Origin of the sequence: Pseudomonas sp. R-28-1W-6, from assembly GCF_009799925.1 — a bacterium.
GTDB lineage: Bacteria > Pseudomonadota > Gammaproteobacteria > Pseudomonadales > Pseudomonadaceae > Aquipseudomonas.
Map to the genome: position 1 here is coordinate 381,015 of NZ_WELK01000002.1, position 19,831 is coordinate 400,845.

Annotated in this window: 19 protein-coding genes; 12 read left to right on the plus strand and 7 right to left on the minus strand. The window is 67.5% G+C overall.

Features of this window, described 5'->3' with window-relative positions; translation table 11 throughout:
- Positions 1–9: 9 nt before the first annotated feature.
- Both cysD and F3I62_RS06020 read right to left on the minus strand, forming a co-directional pair.
- Positions 10–927 carry a sulfate adenylyltransferase subunit CysD gene (cysD, locus tag F3I62_RS06015; protein ID WP_160488764.1) on the minus strand — a complete coding sequence of 306 codons (918 nt, stop codon included), beginning with the start codon at positions 925–927 and terminating at the stop codon, positions 10–12.
- Positions 928–1,058: 131 nt separating this feature from the next.
- Complete coding sequence (locus F3I62_RS06020) at positions 1,059–1,817, minus strand: Nif3-like dinuclear metal center hexameric protein (RefSeq protein WP_160488765.1); 759 nt, start codon at positions 1,815–1,817, stop codon at positions 1,059–1,061.
- 112 nt (positions 1,818–1,929) lie between these two features.
- On the opposite strand from F3I62_RS06020, the gene algW reads away from it, so the two are divergent.
- Positions 1,930–3,072 (plus strand): Do family serine endopeptidase AlgW, encoded by a 1,143-nt coding sequence (gene algW / locus F3I62_RS06025; protein WP_160488766.1) that lies wholly within the window; start codon positions 1,930–1,932, stop codon positions 3,070–3,072.
- A 125-nt stretch (positions 3,073–3,197) separates the two neighbouring features.
- Here algW and F3I62_RS06030 read toward each other — a convergent pair whose 3' ends face one another.
- Genes F3I62_RS06030 through F3I62_RS06040 form a run of 3 tightly spaced genes read right to left on the minus strand, consistent with a single transcriptional unit; the run spans position 3,198 to position 5,885 of the window.
- Positions 3,198–4,082, minus strand: a complete 885-nt coding sequence (locus F3I62_RS06030) for a ChaN family lipoprotein (protein ID WP_160488767.1) — start codon at positions 4,080–4,082, stop codon at positions 3,198–3,200.
- A gap of 52 nt (positions 4,083–4,134) precedes the next feature.
- Positions 4,135–4,902 (minus strand): heme ABC transporter ATP-binding protein, encoded by a 768-nt coding sequence (locus F3I62_RS06035; protein WP_160488768.1) that lies wholly within the window; start codon positions 4,900–4,902, stop codon positions 4,135–4,137.
- Entirely contained in the window at positions 4,902–5,885 is a 984-nt protein-coding gene (locus F3I62_RS06040; protein WP_160489036.1) for an iron ABC transporter permease, read from the minus strand. The genes F3I62_RS06035 and F3I62_RS06040 overlap by 1 nt, the downstream gene beginning before the upstream one ends.
- Positions 5,886–6,071: 186 nt before the next feature.
- Here F3I62_RS06040 and F3I62_RS06045 point away from each other — a divergent pair, with 186 nt between their 5' ends.
- Positions 6,072–6,389, plus strand: a complete 318-nt coding sequence (locus F3I62_RS06045) for a Rieske (2Fe-2S) protein (RefSeq protein ID WP_160488769.1) — start codon at positions 6,072–6,074, stop codon at positions 6,387–6,389.
- A gap of 55 nt (positions 6,390–6,444) precedes the next feature.
- On the opposite strand, the gene sfsA is transcribed toward F3I62_RS06045, so the two are convergent.
- A complete protein-coding gene (gene sfsA / locus F3I62_RS06050) occupies positions 6,445–7,152 on the minus strand; it encodes a DNA/RNA nuclease SfsA (protein ID WP_160488770.1) in 708 nt (235 codons plus the stop codon).
- Complete coding sequence (locus F3I62_RS06055) at positions 7,142–8,323, minus strand: pyridoxal phosphate-dependent aminotransferase (RefSeq protein WP_160488771.1); 1,182 nt, start codon at positions 8,321–8,323, stop codon at positions 7,142–7,144. The genes sfsA and F3I62_RS06055 overlap by 11 nt, the downstream gene beginning before the upstream one ends.
- A gap of 194 nt (positions 8,324–8,517) precedes the next feature.
- On the opposite strand from F3I62_RS06055, the gene dksA reads away from it, so the two are divergent.
- The 10 genes from dksA to panD all read left to right on the plus strand — a co-directional run bounded on the left by dksA (position 8,518) and on the right by panD (position 19,821).
- On the plus strand, positions 8,518–8,961 hold the full coding sequence (dksA, locus tag F3I62_RS06060; RefSeq protein ID WP_160488772.1) for an RNA polymerase-binding protein DksA: 444 nt from the start codon (positions 8,518–8,520) through the stop codon (positions 8,959–8,961).
- A gap of 91 nt (positions 8,962–9,052) precedes the next feature.
- On the plus strand, positions 9,053–9,937 hold the full coding sequence (gene gluQRS, locus F3I62_RS06065; RefSeq protein WP_160488773.1) for a tRNA glutamyl-Q(34) synthetase GluQRS: 885 nt from the start codon (positions 9,053–9,055) through the stop codon (positions 9,935–9,937).
- Positions 9,938–10,019: 82 nt separating this feature from the next.
- Entirely contained in the window at positions 10,020–10,196 is a 177-nt protein-coding gene (locus tag F3I62_RS06070) for a hypothetical protein (RefSeq protein WP_003095129.1), read from the plus strand.
- A 207-nt stretch (positions 10,197–10,403) separates the two neighbouring features.
- A complete protein-coding gene (locus tag F3I62_RS06075) occupies positions 10,404–13,358 on the plus strand; it encodes a sensor histidine kinase (protein ID WP_160488774.1) in 2,955 nt (984 codons plus the stop codon).
- Positions 13,359–13,448: 90 nt separating this feature from the next.
- Positions 13,449–14,861: a sigma-54 dependent transcriptional regulator gene (locus F3I62_RS06080; RefSeq protein WP_160488775.1), complete on the plus strand. Its 1,413-nt coding sequence runs from the start codon at positions 13,449–13,451 to the stop codon at positions 14,859–14,861.
- Positions 14,862–15,694: 833 nt separating this feature from the next.
- A complete protein-coding gene (locus tag F3I62_RS06085; RefSeq protein WP_160488776.1) occupies positions 15,695–17,095 on the plus strand; it encodes a polynucleotide adenylyltransferase PcnB in 1,401 nt (466 codons plus the stop codon).
- 1 nt (position 17,096) lies between these two features.
- Entirely contained in the window at positions 17,097–17,606 is a 510-nt protein-coding gene (gene folK, locus F3I62_RS06090; RefSeq protein ID WP_160488777.1) for a 2-amino-4-hydroxy-6-hydroxymethyldihydropteridine diphosphokinase, read from the plus strand.
- Between the two features lie 105 nt (positions 17,607–17,711).
- Positions 17,712–18,512, plus strand: a complete 801-nt coding sequence (panB, locus tag F3I62_RS06095; protein ID WP_160488778.1) for a 3-methyl-2-oxobutanoate hydroxymethyltransferase — start codon at positions 17,712–17,714, stop codon at positions 18,510–18,512.
- Positions 18,509–19,357, plus strand: coding sequence for a pantoate--beta-alanine ligase (panC, locus tag F3I62_RS06100; RefSeq protein ID WP_160488779.1), 849 nt, complete (start codon positions 18,509–18,511; stop codon positions 19,355–19,357). Before panB ends, panC begins: the two co-directional genes overlap by 4 nt.
- Positions 19,358–19,440: 83 nt before the next feature.
- Positions 19,441–19,821 carry an aspartate 1-decarboxylase gene (panD, locus tag F3I62_RS06105; RefSeq protein WP_160082471.1) on the plus strand — a complete coding sequence of 127 codons (381 nt, stop codon included), beginning with the start codon at positions 19,441–19,443 and terminating at the stop codon, positions 19,819–19,821.
- Positions 19,822–19,831: the final 10 nt, after the last annotated feature.

Sequence of the window (19,831 nt, forward strand, 5' to 3'; positions counted from 1 at the left end):
GCAGAATCCTTAGAAGTAGCCCTGACGTTTCTTTTCTTCCATCGACCCGGCCTGATCGTGGTCGATCACGCGGCCCTGGCGTTCGGAAGTTCGGGTCAGGAGCATTTCCTGGATGATGTCGGTCAGCGTGGTCGCCGTGGACTCCACCGCGCCGGTCAGCGGGTAGCAGCCGAGGGTGCGGAAACGCACCATCTTCTTGGTGATACGGGCTTTCTCTTCGTCCGACAGGTGCTCGAGGATGCGCTCGTCGTCGATCATGATCAGCGTGCCGTTCTTCTCGATCACTTCGCGCTCGGCGGCGAAGTACAGCGGCACGATCGGGATCTGCTCCAGATAGATGTACTGCCAGATGTCCAGCTCGGTCCAGTTGGACAGCGGGAACACGCGGATCGACTCGCCCTTCTTGACCTTGCCGTTGTACAGGTTCCACAGCTCGGGGCGCTGGTTCTTCGGGTCCCAGCGGTGCTTGCTGTCGCGGAAGGAGTACACGCGCTCCTTGGCGCGGGACTTCTCTTCGTCACGGCGCGCGCCACCGAAGGCGGCGTCGAAGCCGTACTTGTCCAGCGCCTGCTTGAGGCCCTCGGTCTTCATCACGTCGGTGTGCTTGGCACTGCCGTAGGTGAAGGGGTTCATGTCCTGCGCCACACCATCGGGGTTGATGTGGGTGATCAGGTCCAGGCCGTACTCTTTGACCATCTTCTCGCGGAAACTGTACATCTCCTGGAACTTCCAGCGAGTGTCCACGTGCATGACCGGGAACGGCAGCTTGCCAGGGAAGAACGCCTTGCGCGCCAAATGCAGCATCACGGCGGAATCTTTACCGATGGAGTACAGCATCACCGGGTTGTCGAATTCGGCGGCCACTTCACGAATGATGTGGATGCTTTCCGCCTCGAGCTGTTTCAGGTGCGTCAGTTTATCGAGCATGGCTAGTCACAGATCTGGAGTGAACGGCCGGCGGGCCGTGGACGAGGGCGCACTCTAGCACAGCGCCCGCTTCTATTCAGGCGACTACTTAGATCGAAAAGATCTAGTTTTATGCCCGGAAAATCAGCGGTTTATATGGGGTTCGGGCAATCGATAAACAGGTGCTCGACGGCGAAGCGCCGCGCCAGATACTCGCCGAGGGCCTGCACGCCGTAACGCTCGGTGGCGTGGTGGCCAGCGGCGATGAAACTGATGCCGTTCTCGCGGGCGCTGTGGAAGGTCTGCTCGGAGGCCTCGCCGCTGAGAAACAGATCGACGCCGGCGGCGATGGCATTATCGATATAGCCCTGGCCACCGCCGGTGCACCAGCCGATCCGCCGAATCATCCCCGCACCTTCCACCAGCAGCGGCTCGCGGCCGAGCACTTCCTGCACCCGCCGGGCGAAGTCGCGTGCGCTCACGGGTTCGGCCAGCGAACCGAGCAGGCCGACCACCTTGGGGTTGTCGGCATCGAGCGGGCCTTCCACGGTGATGTCGAGCTGACGCGCCAGCTGCACGTTGTTGCCGACTTCCGGGTGCAGGTCCAGCGGCAGGTGGTAGGCCAGCAGGCTGATGTCATGGCTCAGCAGGGTCTGCAGGCGGCGGCGCTTGATCCCGGTGATGCAGGCATCCTCGCCCTTCCAGAAGTAGCCGTGGTGCACCAGCAGCACGTCGGCCTCGGCCTCCACCGCGGCATCCAGCAGCGCCTGGCTGGCGGTGACGCCACTGACGATGCGCCGCACCTGGGGCCGACCCTCGACCTGCAGGCCGTTGGGACAGTAGTCGCCGATCCGTGCGGCATTCAGGAAACGGTCGGCTTCCTCGACCAGGGTACGCAGCGCGATGGCCATACGGATTCCTCTCAAGCCGTTGCAGGCACTGCTTTCTGGCGCAGAGCCCCTCTATAATGCCGCCACCTTAAGGGCCGCTCCGTGCCCTCGCAACCCCCAGGACTCTCCCCCGATGCTCAAGGCCCTGCGTTTCTACGGCTGGCCCCTGCTGGCAGGCCTGCTGCTGGCGATGCTGATCATCCAGCGTTACCCGCAATGGGTCGGCCTGCCCAGCCAGGACGTCAACCTGCAGCAGGCGCCGCGCTACGGCATGGTCCAGGAAGGCCCGGTGTCCTACGCCGAGGCGGTCGGCCTGGCCGCGCCGGCGGTGGTCAACCTGTACACCACCAAGGTGGTCAGCCGCTCGGCGGCGCCGATGTTCGACGACCCGGTGTTCCGCCGTTTCTTCGGCGACAACCTGCCCAAGCAGCGGCGCATGGAGTCGAGCCTGGGCTCGGCGGTGATCATGAGTCCGGAAGGCTACCTGCTGACCAATAACCACGTGGTCAACGGCGCCGACCAGATAGTGGTGGCCCTCAAGGACGGCCGCGAGACCCTGGCCCGGGTGATCGGCAGCGACCCGGAAACCGACCTGGCGGTACTCAAGATCGACCTCAAGGACCTGCCGGCGATCACCCTCGGCCGCTCCGACCAGATCAACATCGGCGATGTCACCCTGGCCATCGGCAACCCCTTCGGCGTCGGCCAGACCGTGACCATGGGCATCATCAGCGCCACCGGGCGCAACCAGCTGGGCCTGAATACCTACGAGGACTTCATCCAGACCGACGCGGCGATCAACCCCGGCAACTCGGGCGGCGCGCTGGTCGATGCCCACGGCAACCTGATCGGCATCAACACGGCGATCTTCTCCAAGTCCGGCGGCTCCCAGGGCATCGGCTTCGCCATCCCGGTCAAGCTGGCCACCGAGGTGATGAAGGCCATCGTCGAGCACGGCCAGGTGATCCGCGGCTGGCTGGGCATCGAGGTGCAACCGCTGACCCCGGAGCTGGCCGAGTCCTTCGGCCTGGGCGGGCATTCGGGCATCCTGGTCGCCGGCATCTACCGCGACGGCCCGGCGCAGAAAGCCGGCCTGCAGCCGGGCGACCTGATCCTGACCATCGACGGCGAAGCCGCGGTCGACGGTCGCCGCTCGATGAACCAGGTGGCACGCACCAAGCCCGGCGAGAGCATCGCCATCGAGGTGCTGCGTGGGGGCGAGACCCTCGCGCTGAGCGCCGAGGTGGGCATGCGCCCACCGCAGAGCACCCAGTAACAAGCAAGCCCGGCACCCGCCGGGCTTTTTCCTCGGCGCCGACCAGGCCTTTTGATAGGCGCGGGTTTACCCGCGATCCAGGCCAAAGCTCCTGCGCTGCAACGCAGGCGGACTCTCCGCCCCCATCAGCGGCGCAACTGCGCGCAGTGATCCTGCGCCGGCTGGGCAGCGGTGTACCAGACGTAGTCGGCGCTGCCCGGCTCGACCGTGGCGCCCACCTCGGCGAGGATCAGCACGGCATTACCCTGCGCCGCGCCCAGGTCGGCCAGGTGCAGCGGCACGCCGAGGTCCTTGCGCACGTGGAAGGCCCCGGCCAGCAGCAGGGCCGGCTGTGGCGCGGCCAGCAAGCGCTCGGCCATGCGCCGATCGCGCTGCTGCTGCACGGCGAGCATGGCCGGCAGCTGGCTGTCCGGCAGCAGGCCGCAGTGCGACTCGCGGATATCGGCCTGCAGCCGCTCCCGCACCGCCGGCGCGCTGGAGGCCGGCCCGCTCAGCGCCGGGCGCTGGCGATAGATCTGCAGGATCTCGCCGCGATCGAGGTTGGCCGCCAGCAGCGGATAGGGCTGGCGCAACTCGTACTGCACCAGCGGCCCGTACAGCGACCAGGCCCAGCTCGGCTGCCAGGCCAGCGCGACAAAGGGGTCACCGAGGCCTTCACCGGCACGGGCAAGCCCTTGGGCCTGCTCGACCCTGGCCTGCTGATCCGGATTGATCATCTCCATCAGCACGCTACCCTGGGCGCGTCGCGCGGCCAGCTCGCGCGACAACCAGAGCTGCAGGGCGTGGTGATCGGGGTTGTCGTGCTGCTCGCCGACCAGCACCCGCGGCGCCTTGGCCAGGCGCTCGACCAGCTGCTCCGCTGCCAGCCGCTCACCGCTGGCCAGATCGATAATCTGCCCCAGCTGGGGATGGTCGCGCCCCTCGGTGGCAATCGGCGTTGGTGGCGGCAGCACGCCGCGGGACTGGCAGGCCGCCAGCAGGAAAAGAGCACAGAGCGACAGCATACGCATGGACGTTTCCTTGGCTATCCGCACCAGCAGCCCAGGCCGCTGGATAAACCCATCAGCGCGCCACGATCAGCGGGTGGCCCCGTTCGGGATGGCGCTGGATCAGCACCTGCAAGCCGAACACCGCCTCCAGCCCCGCCGCGTCGAGCACCGCATCCGGCGTGCCCAGGCCGTGGGGCCGGCCGCGCTGCAGCAGGAGGATACGGTCGCAATAGCGCGCCGCCAGGTTGAGGTCATGCAGGATCACCAGCACCGCCGCGCCGCGCCCGGCGAACTCGCGCACGGCCTGCAGGGTGGTGTGCTGGTGCAGCGGGTCGAGCATCGAGGTCGGCTCGTCGAGCAGCAGGGTCTGCCCCGCCGCGCCCGGCCACAGCTGTGCCAGCACCCGCGCCAGGTGCACGCGCTGGCGTTCGCCGCCGGACAGCGCCAGGTAGCTGCGCCCGACCAGGTGCGCGGCATCGGCGGCGCGCAGGGCTTCGCCGACGATCTCGTCGTCGCGCTGCCGCCCGCTGGCATGGGGCAGACGGCCGAGGCCGACCACCTGCTCCACCGCGAAGGCGAAGCTCAGCGTCGAGCTCTGCGGCAGCACCGCCAGGCGCCGCGCCCGCGCCGGCCCGGACCACTCGGCCAGAGGCCGGCCGGCCAGGCTGACCTCGCCACGGGCCGCTTTCAGCTCGCCGCACAAGGCGCCGAGCAGGGTGCTCTTGCCCGCGCCGTTGGGCCCGAGTACGCCGAGCACTTCGCCGGGGTGCAGTTCCAGGTCGACATCCGCCAGCACGGTGCAAGGGCCGCGCTGCACCGCCAGGTTCTTGGCCCGCAACATCAGGTGCGCCCCCGCAGCAATAGATAGAGAAAGAACGGCGCGCCGAGCAGCGCGGTGACGATGCCGATCGGCAGTTCCGCCGGGGCCAGAAGCAGGCGCGCGACCAGGTCGGCGAGCAGCAGCAGGCTGGCGCCGGCCAGCAGCGAGGCCGGCAGCAGCACGCGGTGATCGGGGCCGACCAGCAGGCGCATCAGGTGCGGCACCACCAGGCCGATGAAGCCGATCAGCCCGGCCGCCGCCACCGCCGCGCCGACGCCCAGCGCCGTGCACAGTACCAGTTCCAGCTTGACCCGCTCGACATCGAAGCCCAGATGGCGCGCCTCCGATTCGCCCAGCAGCAGCGCATTCAGCGCCGCCGCTCGCCGCGGCAGCCAGATGGCCACGCCGACAGTCACCAGCAGCAGCGGCCACAGCCGCGAGTAGCTGGCACCGTTGAGGCTGCCGAGGTTCCAGAAGGTCAGGCTGCGTAGGGTGGCGTCGTCGGCCAGGTAGGTGAACAGGCCGACGCCGGCGCCGGCCATGGCGGTCAGCGCCACCCCGGCCAGGAGCAGGGTGGCGACGTGGGTCTGCCCGTCGCGGCGACCGAAGCGGTAGACCAGCGCGGTCACCGCCAGGCCGCCGGCGAAGGCGCAGAGCGACAGCAGATAAGGCTCCAGCGCCGGCGGCAGGCCGCCCAGGTAGCTGCCACCGACGATGGCGATGGCCGCGCCCAGCGCCGCACCGCCGGACACCCCGACCAGGCCGGGATCGGCCAGCGGGTTGCGGAACAGCCCCTGCATGGCCACCCCGCACAGCGCCAGCACGGCGCCCACGGCCAGGCCGAGCAGGCTGCGCGGCAGGCGGATCTGGCCGAGGATCAGCTCGGCCTGCTGCAAGCCCTTGCCCTCCAGCGGCAGGCCGAGCAGGCGCAGGCCGGCCAGCAGGGTATCGGCCAGCGGCAGGCTGACCGGCCCCAGGGCCAGGGACAGCCACAGCGCCAGCAGCAACAACAGGCCCAGGGCGATCAGCAGCGGGCGGGGTCGAACAATGGCGGTCATGGGCGGGTATCGGCAGCCAGGGTGCGCGCAAGGATAAAAGGCTGCCGCCCGCACCGCCAGCGCATATCCCCAGCGTCCTAGCCCATCGCCACGCCCATGCGGGATAATCGCGGCCTTGGCGTGGAGATCCCCATGAAGCTTCTATGCGCCCCGCATGAGCTGGCCGAAGGCCAGAGCCGGGGCTTTGTCGTGCAGGACCAGCAGCTGGTGGCGGTACGCCGCGACGGCCGCCCCTATGTCTACCGCAATCGCTGCCCGCACCGCGGCCTGAGCCTGGAATGGCGCGCGGACGACTTTCTCGACGCCAGCGGCAGCCTGCTGCAGTGCGCCCACCACGGCGCACTGTTCCTTATAGAAAGTGGCGAATGCCTGACCGGGCCCTGCGCGGGCCAATCGCTGCAGGCGGTGGCGTGCCGCGAAGACCGCGACGGTATCTGGATCGAGCCGTAGGGTGCGCAGTGCGCACCAGGCACTTGCGAGCGGCCCTCGGTGCGCACGGCGCCCCCTACAAAAGCACATCCAGCCGGCGCACCAGGCGCATGGCCTGCGGCGTGATCTCGGCGCCATAGGCCAGCACCTCGACACCCGCCGCCCTGGCCTCGCGCAGGCCTGCGGCATAGGCCGGGTCGATTTCCGCGGCCACGCGCACCGCCTCGATCCCGCTCAGGTTCACGCAATACAGCTGCACCGCGCGCACGCCCTGGCGCGCCAGGCCCGCCAGTTCGCGCAGGTGCTTGGCGCCGCGCTCGGTGCGGGCATCGGGAAAGGCCGCGACGGCCGTATCCGGAAAGCCCAGGGTGACGCTCTTCACTTCGACCCAGGCCGGTCCTGCGGGGTAATCCAGGCGAAAATCCGCCCGACTGTTTTCCGCGCCGAAACGCACCTCGCGCCTGAGCGCGGTGAAGCCGCTCAGCTCGCTGATCACCCCGGCCCGCAGCGCCTCCTCGACCAGGCCATTGGCCCGTGCGGTATTGATGCAGGCCAGCCGGCCCTGCGGCGTCTCGCCCAGCTCCCAGGTGCCCGGCAGCTTGCGCCTGGGGTCGCTGGAGCGACTGAACCAGACCCGGCAGCCCTCGCTCATGCAGTTGAGCATGGAGCCGGTGTTGGGGCAGTGGATGGTCAACTGCTCGCCGCCGGCGGTCTCGATATCAGCGAGAAAGCGCTTGTAGCGGCGCAGCAGGCGCCCCTCCTCCAGAGGCGGCTCAAACCGCATCGGGCCGCCAGGTCTGCAGGCCGCGGGCGATGCGCTCGACCGCCTGCTGCAGGCGTTCGATGTTCTGCGTGTAGGCGAAGCGCACATGGTGTCCGGCCAGGTGCCGGCCGAAGTCCAGCCCCGGGGTGAAGGCGACGTGCTCGGTCTCGAGGAAATGCCGGCAGAAGGCAAAGGCCTCGCCGCCGAACGCGGAGATGTCGGCATATAGATAGAAGGCGCCCTCCGGCTCCACGGCGATCCTGAAGCCCAGCTCGCGCAGGGCCGGCAGCAGGTAGTCGCGGCGGCGCTGGAACGCGTGGCGGCGCTCTTCGAGGATGGCCAGGGTGGCCGGCTCGAAGCAGGCCAGCGCGGCGTACTGGGCCATACTCGGGGCGCTGATGTAGAGGTTCTGTGCCAGCTTCTCCAGTTCGCTCACCGCATTGCTCGGCGCCACCAGCCAGCCCAGGCGCCAGCCGGTCATGCCGAAGTACTTGGAGAAACTGTTGAGGACGAAGGCGTCGTCATCCACCTGCAGCACGCTGGCCGCCTCGCAGCCATAGGTCAGGCCGTGGTAGATCTCGTCGACCACCAGGTGGCCGCCGCGCGCCTTGAGCGAAGTCGACAGCGCGGCCAGCTCGTCCCGGTGCAGCAGGGTGCCGGTCGGGTTGGCCGGCGAGGCGACCAGGGCGCCGACGCTGTCGTGGTCCCAGTAGCGCTCGACCAGCTGCGGGGTCAGCTGGTAGCGGCTGTCCGGACCGACCGGCACCAGCTGCGCGGCGCCTTCGACCAGGCGCAGGAAGTGGCGATTGCACGGGTAGCCGGGGTCGGCCAGCAGCCAGTGCTTGCCCGGGTCGACCAGCAGGCTGGTGGCCAGCAGCAGGGCGCCGGAGCCGCCGGGGGTGATCAGGATGCGCCCGGGGTCGATGCTCAGGCCGTAGCGGCTGGCGTAGAAGCCGGCGATCGCCTCGCGCAGCGCCGGAATACCGCGCGCCGCGGTGTAGCGGGTATGCCCCGCGGCCAGGGCCGCCTGACCGGCACGGATGATCGGTTCGGCGGTGGTGAAGTCCGGCTCGCCGATTTCCAGGTGGATCACATCATGGCCGGCGGCCTGCAACTCGTTGGCGCGGGCCAGCAGGGCCATGACGTGGAACGGTTCGATGGCGCGACTGCGCGCACTGAAGGGCTGGGCCATTGGCCTTCCTTTATCTGGGCAAAGGGTGGATTCTAACTAACTGCTCGACCAGGCTGTAGCAACATGGACAACCGGGAGTAGCATCGCCCGAATTGATCTGGTAAGTTCGCCCGCTTGCAGCCGCAGGCCCGGCCCTGCCGGTAAAGGAACAGATCCTGCGCTAGTGGATCAGAGAGAGTGAGAGGCGGCCATCCATGCCCATCAAAGCAAAACCAAGTAGTAGCCAGCTGGCCCGCGGTTTCGAGCCCTATAAAGAGAAAAAGGGCGAGGAGTACATGGGCGAGCCAATGCGAGCTCACTTCACCAGCATCCTCAACAAGTGGAAGCTGGAGCTGATGCAGGAAGTGGATCGTACCGTGCACCACATGCAGGACGAGGCGGCCAACTTCCCGGATCCGGCCGACCGCGCCAGCCAGGAAGAAGAGTTCAGCCTGGAGCTGCGTGCCCGTGATCGCGAGCGCAAGCTGATCAAGAAGATCGACGAAACCCTGCAGCTGATCGAAGACAACGAGTACGGCTGGTGCGACTCCTGCGGCGTCGAAATCGGCATCCGCCGCCTCGAAGCCCGCCCGACCGCGACCCTGTGCATCGACTGCAAGACGCTGGCGGAAATCAAGGAAAAGCAGATCGGTTCCTGATTCCGGACGGGGCGCTCAGGCGCCCCGTTGCATTTCTGCCCCCTGATCAGCGGGCTGGCCTGACGATGCCCGCACAGCCATCATGCCGCCCATGAACACCTCCTATATCGGGCGCTTCGCCCCCACGCCCAGCGGCTACCTGCACTTCGGTTCGCTGGTCGCCGCCCTCGCCTCCTATCTGGACGCCCGCCATGTCGGCGGCCAGTGGCTGCTGCGCATGGAAGACCTCGACCCGCCGCGCGAAGTGCCCGGCGCCCAGGATGCCATCCTGCGCACCCTGGAAAGCTACGGCTTCCAGTGGGACGGCCCGCTGCTGCGCCAGAGCGAACGCCTGCCGGCCTATGCCGCGGTTCTCGAGCAACTGTTCAACCAGGGCCTGGCCTACGCCTGCACCTGCTCGCGCAAGCAGCTGGAGGGCCACGGCGGCATCTACCCGGGCTTCTGCCGCAATGCCGGCCACCCGGCCCACGACGCCGCCATTCGCCTGCGCGTGCCGGAGCTGGAATACCGCTTCACCGACCGCGTGCAGGGCGAGTTCCGCCAGCACCTGGGGCGCGAAGTCGGCGACTTCGTCATCCGCCGCCGCGACGGCCTGTACGCCTATCAGCTGGCGGTGGTGCTGGACGATGCCTGGCAGGGCATCACCGACGTGGTGCGCGGCGCCGATCTGCTCGACTCCACCCCGCGCCAGCTGTACCTGCAGGAACTGCTCGGCCTGCGCCAGCCGCGCTACCTGCACGTGCCGCTGATCATCCAGCCGGACGGCCACAAGCTGGGCAAGAGCTACCGCTCACCGCCGCTGCCCGCCGACCAGGCCCCGACGCTACTGCTGCGTGCACTGCGCGCCCTCGGCCAGCCGGCGCCGGAGGAACTGGCCGGCGCCAGCGCCGCAGAGCTGCTGGCCTGGGGCACGAGCCACTGGGACGCCGCGCGCATCCCGCGCCGGCGGACCCTGGCCGAAGCCCGGCTACGCTGAACGCAGCACCCGGTGCGGCAGGCGACTGCCGCCTGTCGGCCTAATCCGTTACCATCGGCGCACTGACGCCACGAGAATCGGCATGTACATCTACCGACTGGTCCTGCTCCTGGTAGTGGGGATCTACCTGTTTTCCCCGGCCATCATGGACTGGTGGATCGACCCCAATGGCGCCTGGTACCGGCCCTACCTGCTGTGGCTGATCCTGATCGTGGTGACCTTTATCCTGCAGAGTCAGCGTGATGCCGATGAACTCTGAGCCGTATCGGAGAGATCACGGTGACTGCCCTTTATATTCACTCGCAGAGCCAGCGTGATGCCGATGAACTCTGAGCCGCATTGGGGCGCAACCCCGGTGACCGCCTTTTATCTTCACTCGCAGAGTCCGCGTGATGCCGATGAACACTGAGCCGTATCGGAGCAATCCCGGTGACCGCCCTTTATCTTCACTCGCTGAGCCAACCAGATGCTGACAAGCTTTGAGCTGAGTCAGCTGATCCTGATCAGCGCCACCTACCTGCTGCTGCTGTTCGGCGTGGCCTGGGTCAGCGAGAAGGGCCTGATCCCCCGCTGGATCATCCGCCATCCGCTGACCTACACCCTGTCGCTGGGCGTATACGCCAGCGCCTGGGCCTTCTACGGCACGGTCGGCCTGGCCTACCAGTACGGCTTCGGCTTCCTCGCCAGCTACCTGGGCATCACCGGCGCCTTCCTGCTCGCCCCGGTGCTGCTCTACCCGATCCTGCGCATCACCCGTACCTACCAGCTGTCCTCGCTGGCCGACCTGTTCGCCTTCCGCTTCCGCAGCAGCTGGGCCGGCGCGCTGACCACCCTGTTCATGCTGATCGGCGTGCTGCCGCTGCTGGCGTTGCAGATCCAGGCGGTGGCCGACTCGATCGGCATCCTCACCCGCGAGCCGCTGCAGAACCGCTTCGCCTTCGGCTTCTGCGCCCTGATCACGCTGTTCACCATCCTCTTCGGCGCCCGCCACATCGCCACCCGCGAGAAGCACGAGGGCCTGGTGTTCGCCATCGCCTTCGAGTCGGTGGTCAAGCTGCTGGCCCTCGGCGGCATCGGCCTGTACGCGCTGTACGGGGTGTTCGGCGGCCCCGGCGAGCTGGAACTGTGGCTGCTGCAGAACCAGGCCTCGCTCACCGCCCTGCACACGCCGCTGCAGGAAGGCCCGTGGCGCACCCTGCTGCTGGTGTTCTTCGCCTCGGCCATCGTCATGCCGCACATGTACCACATGACTTTCACCGAGAACCTCAACCCGCGCGCCATCGTCAGCGCCAGCTGGGGCCTGCCGCTGTTCCTCCTGCTGATGAGCCTGTCGGTGCCGCTGATCCTCTGGGCCGGCCTCAAGCTGGGCGCCACCACCAACCCGGAATACTTCACCCTCGGCCTGGGCATCGCGGTGAACAGCCCGGCGCTGGCGCTGGTCGCCTACGTCGGCGGGCTGTCGGCCTCCAGCGGGCTGATCATCGTCACCACCCTGGCGCTGTCCGGCATGGCCCTCAACCACCTGGTGCTGCCGCTGTATCAGCCGCCGGCCGAGGGCAATATCTACCGCTGGCTGAAGTGGACGCGGCGCGCGCTGATCATCGCCATCATCATGGCCGCCTACGGCTTCTACCTGCTGCTCGGCGCCGAGCAGGACCTGGCCAACCTGGGCATCGTCGCCTTCGTCGCCACCCTGCAGTTCCTCCCCGCCACCCTGTCGGTGCTGTACTGGCCGACCGCCAACCGCCGCGGCTTCATCGCCGGCCTGCTGACCGGCATCCTGGTCTGGGCGGTGAGCATGCTGCTGCCGCTGGTGAGCAACCTGCAGGGCCTGCACCTGCCGCTGCTCGACGTGGTCTACACCCTCGACAACAACAGCTGGCACCTGGCGGCAATCGGCTCGCTGGCGGCCAACGTGCTGGTGTTCACCCTGATCTCGCTGTTCACCGAGGCCAGCCCGGAAGAAAAGAGCGCCGCCGAGGCCTGCACCGTGGACAACGTGCGCCGCCCGCAACGGCGCGAGCTGCTGGCCAACTCGCCGCAGGAATTTGCCACCCAGCTGGCCAAGCCGCTGGGCGCCAAGACCGCGCAGAAGGAAGTCGAACAGGCCCTGCGCGACCTGCACCTGCCCTTCGACGAGCGCCGCCCCTACGCCCTGCGCCGCCTGCGCGACCGCATCGAGGCCAACCTCTCCGGCCTGATGGGCCCCAGCGTGGCCCAGGACATAGTCGAGACCTTCCTGCCCTACAAGAGCGGCAGCGAGAGCTATGTCAGCGAGGACATCCACTTCATCGAGAGCCGCCTGGAGGACTACCAGTCGCGCCTCACCGGCCTGGCCGCCGAACTGGACGCCCTGCGCCGCTTCCACCGGCAGACCCTGCAGGAGCTGCCGATGGGCGTCTGCTCGCTGGCCAAGGACCAGGAAATCCTCATGTGGAACCGCGCCATGGAGGACCTCACCGAGATCCCGGCCGAGCGCGTGGTCGGCTCGCGCCTCAGCGCCCTCGACCAACCCTGGCGCGGCCTGCTGATCGGCTTCATCCACCAGGACGACGAACACCTGCACAAGCAGCAGCTGCGCCTGGATGGCGAGGAGCGCTGGCTCAACCTGCACAAGGCGGCCATCGACGAGCCGCTGGCGCCGGGCAACAGCGGCCTGGTGCTGCTGGTCGAGGACGTCACCGAGACCCGCGTGCTGGAGGACCAGCTGGTGCACTCCGAGCGCCTGGCCAGCATCGGCCGCCTGGCCGCCGGAGTGGCCCACGAGATCGGCAACCCGGTCACCGGCATCGCCTGCCTGGCGCAGAACCTGCGCGAGGAGCGCGAGGACGACGAGGAGCTCAACGAGATCAGCAGCCAGATCCTCGACCAGACCAAGCGCATCTCGCGCATCGTCCAGTCTCTGATGAACTTCGCCCATGCCGGCCAGCAGATGCGCGCCGAATACCCGGTGAGCCTGGCCGAGGTGGCGCAGGATGCCATCGGCCTGCTGTCGCTCAACCGCAACAGCACCGCGGTGCACTTCTTCAACCTGTGCGACCCCGAACACCTGGCCAAGGGCGACCCACAGCGCCTGGCCCAGGTGCTGATCAACCTGCTGTCCAATGCCCGCGACGCCTCGCCGGTCGGCGGCGCCATCCGCGTCCGCAGCGAGGCCACGGAGCAGAGCGTCGAACTGATCGTCGAGGACGAAGGCAGCGGCATTCCGCCGGCTATCATGGACCGCCTGTACGAACCCTTCTTCACCACCAAGGACCCGGGCAAGGGCACCGGTTTGGGGCTCGCACTGGTCTATTCCATCGTGGAAGAGCATTATGGGCAAATCACCATCGACAGCCCGGCCGACCCCGAACGCCAACTCGGAACCCGTTTCCGCGTGACGCTGCCGCGCTATACCGAAGCGACGTCCGTAGCGACCTAAGCAGTGAACTATGAGCCTGCTCAAGGGCTCGCGAGTAGCGCCACAAGCGCAGCGCCCTTGAACAGATTCGAGACCGTCGAGAGAGACTCAATGCCGCATATCCTCATCGTCGAAGACGAAACCATCATCCGCTCGGCACTGCGTCGCCTGCTGGAACGCAACCAGTACCAGGTCAGCGAAGCCGGTTCGGTACAGGAGGCCCAGGAGCGCTACGGCATTCCCGGTTTCGACCTGATCGTCAGCGACCTGCGCCTGCCCGGCGCGCCCGGCACCGAACTGATCAAGCTGGCCGAAGGCACCCCGGTGCTGATCATGACCAGCTATGCCAGCCTGCGCTCGGCCGTGGACTCGATGAAGATGGGCGCGGTCGACTACATCGCCAAGCCCTTCGACCACGACGAGATGCTGCAGGCCGTGGCGCGCATCCTCAGCGACCACCAGAACGCCCGCAGCAAGGCACCGGAAGGCGCCAGCAAGAGTGCCGGCAAGGCGCCGGCGAGCAGCGAAGGCGAGATCGGCATCATTGGCTCCTGCGCCGTCATGCAGGATCTCTACGGCAAGATCCGCAAGGTCGCCCCGACCGACTCCAACGTGCTGATCCAGGGCGAGTCCGGCACCGGCAAGGAGCTGGTCGCCCGCGCCCTGCACAACCTGTCCAGGCGCGCCAAGGCGCCGCTGATTTCGGTCAACTGCGCGGCAATCCCGGAAACCCTGATCGAGTCGGAACTGTTCGGCCACGAGAAAGGTGCCTTCACCGGCGCCAGCGCCGGACGCGCAGGCCTGGTCGAGGCCGCCGACGGCGGCACCCTGTTCCTCGACGAAATCGGCGAGCTGCCCCTGGAAGCCCAGGCCCGCCTGCTGCGCGTGCTGCAGGAAGGCGAGATCCGCCGGGTCGGCTCGGTGCAGTCGCAGAAGGTCGACGTGCGCCTGATCGCCGCCACCCACCGCGACCTGAAGACCCTGGCCAAGATCGGCCAGTTCCGCGAAGACCTCTATTACCGCCTGCACGTCATCGCCCTCAAGCTGCCGCCGCTGCGCGAGCGCGGCGCCGACGTCAACGAGATCGCCAAGGCCTTCCTCGTGCGCCAGTGCACGCGCATGGGCCGCGACGACCTGCGCTTCGCCCACGACGCCGAACAGGCGATCCGCCACTACCCCTGGCCGGGCAACGTGCGCGAACTGGAAAACGCCATCGAGCGGGCGGTGATCCTCTGCGAGGGCTCGGAGATCTCCGCCGAGCTGCTGGGCATTGATATCGAGCTGGATGACCTGGACGACGACTTCGACAGCGCCAGCCTCCCGACCAGTTCCGGCAACAACCATGAGCCGACCGAGGACTTGTCCCTGGAAGACTACTTCCAGCACTTCGTCCTCGAGCACCAGGACCACATGACCGAGACCGAACTGGCGCGCAAACTCGGTATCAGCCGCAAGTGCCTGTGGGAACGCCGCCAGCGCCTGGGCATCCCGCGGCGCAAGTCCGGGGCGGCCACCGACTCCTGAGTCCGGGCTGGATCCGACGAGTACCCATGAGGGCGCCGCAAGGCGCCCTCATGCTTTGCGCCAAGGGCACAGCGCCGAGCCTCCCACGTACCGGGCTAGCTGGTGCGCACCGACGTTACCCGGGCGACCGGCCGACTGCACAAAGGTTCCCCCGAGCTGTTACCGCAACGCCCCAGACGTAACAGGCGCCGGGTTCAACGGTAACGAGAACGCAGCTTTTTCGGGCTCCTCGCACACCACGAAAAACAGCAAGCCATTGAAATACAAGGGTTTTAAAAAACTGGCACGGCTTCTGCTTTATCTCTGGCACAACAACAATAACAAACCAGAAACACCACAATAAAAATAAGACGAAACGACTCCAGCACAATAAAAACAACAAGGCGGAGGCGCAGCTAACTGATCATTTTGGAGAGGATTTGCCCTTGGGGTTCGCCCCACAGCCAGGCCGAGAACAATAAGACTGTCTCAAGACAGTGCCTGAACTGGTTGGATCACGGATTGATCATGGCAACATCAGCATTCAAAGTAATCCGTTTGCTCCTGGTACCCAGATTGGGCTACCAAAAACGGGCCAACCAACAAAAACAACAGGCCCGCAATAATAACAAAAACAAAGCACGCACCTACTTGGGGGGGAGCCTCGGCTCCCCCAGTAGCTTCCGCATCCCCAGCCTGCCATTTAATTCACCATCCCCCGCCCCAATGCTAGAATCCGCGCCATCCGTGCGGTCTAATGCATTTTTCAGCCCGTCGTGCCACGTCGCATCATCTTACCCAGCGACTCTACGACGCCCTGAAACGGCCGTTTTCTCAAACACACAGTGCTCCCCATGCTGAAAAAGCTGTTCAAGTCTTTCCGTTTGCCCCTCAAGCGCAACGCCCATCCCCGCAGCACCCCCGAGATCCTCGGCAACCGCCAGCACTCGCTGCAGCGGGGACAGTTCAGCCGCAATGCGGTCAATGTGGTCGAGCGCCTGCAGCACGCCGGCTACCAGGCCTACCTGGTCGGCGGTTGCGTGCGCGACATGCTGCTCGGCATGCAGCCCAAGGACTACGACGTGGCCACCAGCGCCACCCCGGAGCAGGTGCGCGCCGAGTTCCGCAACGCCCGGGTGATCGGCCGCCGCTTCAAGCTGGCCCACGTCCACTTCGGCCGCGAGATCATCGAGGTCGCCACCTTCCGCGCCAATCACCCGCTGGGCGACGACGAAGAAGACAGCCACCTGTCCTCGCGCAACGAGAGCGGACGCATCCTGCGTGACAACGTCTACGGCAGCCTGGAAGACGACGCCCAGCGCCGCGACTTCACCATCAACGCGCTGTATTTCGATGTCACCGGCGAGCGCATCCTCGACTACGCCCACGGCGTGCACGACATCCGCAACCGCCTGATCCGCCTGATCGGCGACCCCGAGCAGCGCTACCTGGAAGACCCGGTGCGCATGCTGCGCGCCGTGCGTTTCGCCGCCAAACTGGACTTCGACATTGAGAAGCACAGTGCCGCGCCGATCCGCCAGCTGGCCTCGAAGCTGCGCGACATCCCCTCGGCCCGCCTGTTCGACGAGGTGCTCAAGCTGTTCCTCGCCGGCTATGCCGAGCGCACCTTCGAGCTGCTGGTCGAGTACGACCTGTTCGCCCCGCTGTTCCCGGCCAGCGCCGCCGCCCTCAAGCGCAACCCGGACTACACCGGCACGCTGATCCGCCAGGCCCTGGCCAATACCGACGAGCGCATCGCCCTGGGCAAGCCGGTGACCCCCGCGTTCCTGTTCGCCGCCCTGCTCTGGCCGGCCCTGCCCGCCCGCGTGCTGCACCTGCAGGAACGCGGCATGCCGCCGATCCCGGCGATGCAGGAAGCGGCCCACGACCTGATCGCCGAGCAGTGCCAGCGCATCGCCGTACCCAAGCGCTTCACCCTGCCGATCCGCGAGATCTGGGACATGCAGGAGCGCCTGCCACGGCGCAGCGGCAAGCGTGCCGACCTGCTTCTGGAAAACCCGCGCTTCCGCGCCGGCTACGATTTCCTGCTGCTGCGCGAAGACGCCGGCGAAGAAACCGGCGGCCTGGGCGACTGGTGGACCGACTACCAGGACGCCACCGACAGCGAGCGCCGCAGCATGATCCGTGACCTCAGCGCCCGCCAGGAAGAAGGCGACGGCCCGGCCCGCAAGCGCCGCCGCGGTGGCCGTAACAAGCGCCGCGGGCCGCGCACCGACAGCCCCGCCAGCGAATAAGATGGAACGCGTCTACATCGGCCTCGGCAGCAATCTGGCCGAGCCCCGCCAGCAACTACGCGCGTCCCTCGCCGCGCTGGCCGCCCTGCCCGACAGCCGACTGACGGCGGTGTCCTCGCTCTACGCCAGCGACCCGCTGGGCCCGCCCGATCAGCCGCGCTACGTGAATGCCGTGGCCGCTCTGGACACCGCCCTCACGCCCCTGCAACTGCTCGATGCCCTGCAAGCCATCGAACTGGAGCAGGGCCGCGTGCGCAAGGAGCAACGCTGGGGCCCGCGCACCCTGGACCTGGACATCCTGCTGTTCGGCCAGCGCACCCTCGACGAGCCACGCCTGAGCGTGCCGCACTACCACATGCATGCCCGCGCCTTCGTGCTCTACCCGCTGGCGGAAATCGCCGCCGACCTGCTACTGCCCGACGGCCGCACCCTGCACAGCCTGCTGGCCGCCTGCCCCTACGTCGGCCTGGAACGCCTGGCCGAGCCGGCCTTGGCGCAGGTAACGCAGTAACACGTCGGTAACACCTGCGATTGACTTCGTGCACCCCCATCGGGACTATAGGCGTCCCGTTGCCCCGCGGCGGTGCAAGAACCGCGCGCTGATGAGGATGTTTTCATGCCAGAGATAACCGTAAGCACCCTGCTGGGGCTCAAGCAGAAAGGCGAGAAGATCGCCATGCTGACCGCCTACGATGCCACGTTCGCCCAGGCTGCCTGCCAGGCCGGCGTGGAAGTGCTGCTGGTCGGCGATTCCCTGGGCATGGTCCTGCAGGGCCATGACAGCACATTGCCGGTCTCGCTGGCCGACATGGCCTACCACACCGCCGCGGTGAAGCGCGGCAACCAGGGCGCGCTGATCCTCAGCGACCTGCCCTTCATGGCCTACGCCACCCTGGAGCAGACCTTCGCCAGCTGCGCCACGCTGATGCAGGCCGGCGCCCACATGGTCAAGCTGGAAGGCGCGGCCTGGCTGACCGAGCCGGTACGCCAGCTGGCCGAGCGCGGCGTGCCGGTGTGCGCCCACCTGGGCCTGACCCCGCAGGCGGTCAACGTGTTCGGCGGCTACAAGGTGCAGGGCCGTGGCGATGCCGCCGCGCGCCAGCTGCGTGCCGACGCCATGGCCCTGGAGCAGGCCGGGGTGGCGATGATCCTGCTGGAGTGCGTGCCCAGCGCGCTGGCCGCCGAGATCAGCCTGTCGGTCAAGGTGCCGGTGATCGGCATCGGCGCCGGCAGCGCCACCGACGGTCAGGTGCTGGTGCTGCACGACATGCTCGGCCTGTCGCTGACCGGGCGCACGCCGAAGTTCGTGAAGAACTTCATGGCCGGCCAACCGACCATCCAGGCCGCCCTGGGCGCCTACGTCAAGGCGGTGAAGGACGTCAGCTTCCCCGCCGAGGAACACGGATTCTCCGCATGAACACCGTCAAGACCGTACTCGAACTGCGCGCCGCCGTGGCGCGCGCGCGCGGCGAAGGCAAACGCATCGCCTTCGTGCCGACCATGGGCAACCTGCACGAGGGCCATGTCGCCCTGGTGGAGAAGGCCGGCCAGCGGGCCGACTTCGTGGTCGCCAGCATCTTCGTCAACCCGTTGCAGTTCGGCCCCAAGGAAGACCTGGCGAGCTACCCGCGCACCCTGGCGGCCGACCAGGACAAACTGGTCGCCGCCGGCTGTCAGCTGCTGTTCGCCCCGGATGTCGAGGAAATGTATCCGCACGGCATGAGCGGGCAGACCCTGGTGCGCGTCAGCGGCGTGTCCGAGGGCCTGTGCGGCGGCAGCCGTCCCGGCCACTTCGACGGCGTGGCCACCGTCGTGACCAAGCTGTTCAACATGGTCCAGCCGGACCTCGCCGTGTTCGGCGAGAAGGACTTCCAGCAACTGGCGGTGGTCCGCACCCTGGTGCACGACCTCAACATGCCGATCCAGATCATGGGCGAGCCGACCGTGCGCGCGGCCGACGGCCTGGCCCTGTCCTCGCGCAACGGCTACCTCGACGAGGCACAGCGCGCCAGCGCCCCGGCCCTGTACCGCACCCTGCAGCAGCTGGCCGCCGCCATCCGCGACGGCCGCCGCGACTTCGCCCAGCTCGAGGCCGAGGGCAAGGCCGCGCTGGAGCAAGCCGGTTTCCGCCCCGACTACTTGGAAATCCGCGAAGCGGGCAGCCTGCGCCCGGCCAGCGCCACGGACAGCCGGCTGGTCATTCTCGGCGCCGCCTATCTGGGCAGCACCCGCCTGATCGACAACCTGGCGTTCGAGCTCTGAGCCCAGCCGCCCTGTGACCTTGAACACTGTTCGGGGTTCGGGCAAACTCTGCCGCCGCCCGAGGTACTGACGAGGAAACCGCCATGCACGCCATCATGCTCAAGGCCAAACTGCACCGTGCCATCGTCACCCACGCGGTGCTCGACTACGAAGGTTCCTGCGCCATCGACGGCGAATGGCTGGACCTCTCCGGCATCCGCGAATACGAACAGATCCAGCTGTACAACGTGGACAACGGCGAACGCTTCACCACCTACGCCATCCGCGGCGAGGAAGGCTCGAAGATCATCTCGGTCAACGGCGCCGCCGCGCACAAGGCCGGCGTCGGTCACCGCCTGATCATCTGCGCCTACGCCCACTACAGCGAGGCCGAGCTGGCCAACTTCCAGCCGCGCGTGCTGTACATGGGCGCCGATGGCGAGCTGAGCCACACCAGCAACGCGATTCCCGTGCAGGTCGCCTGATCCAGGCCTG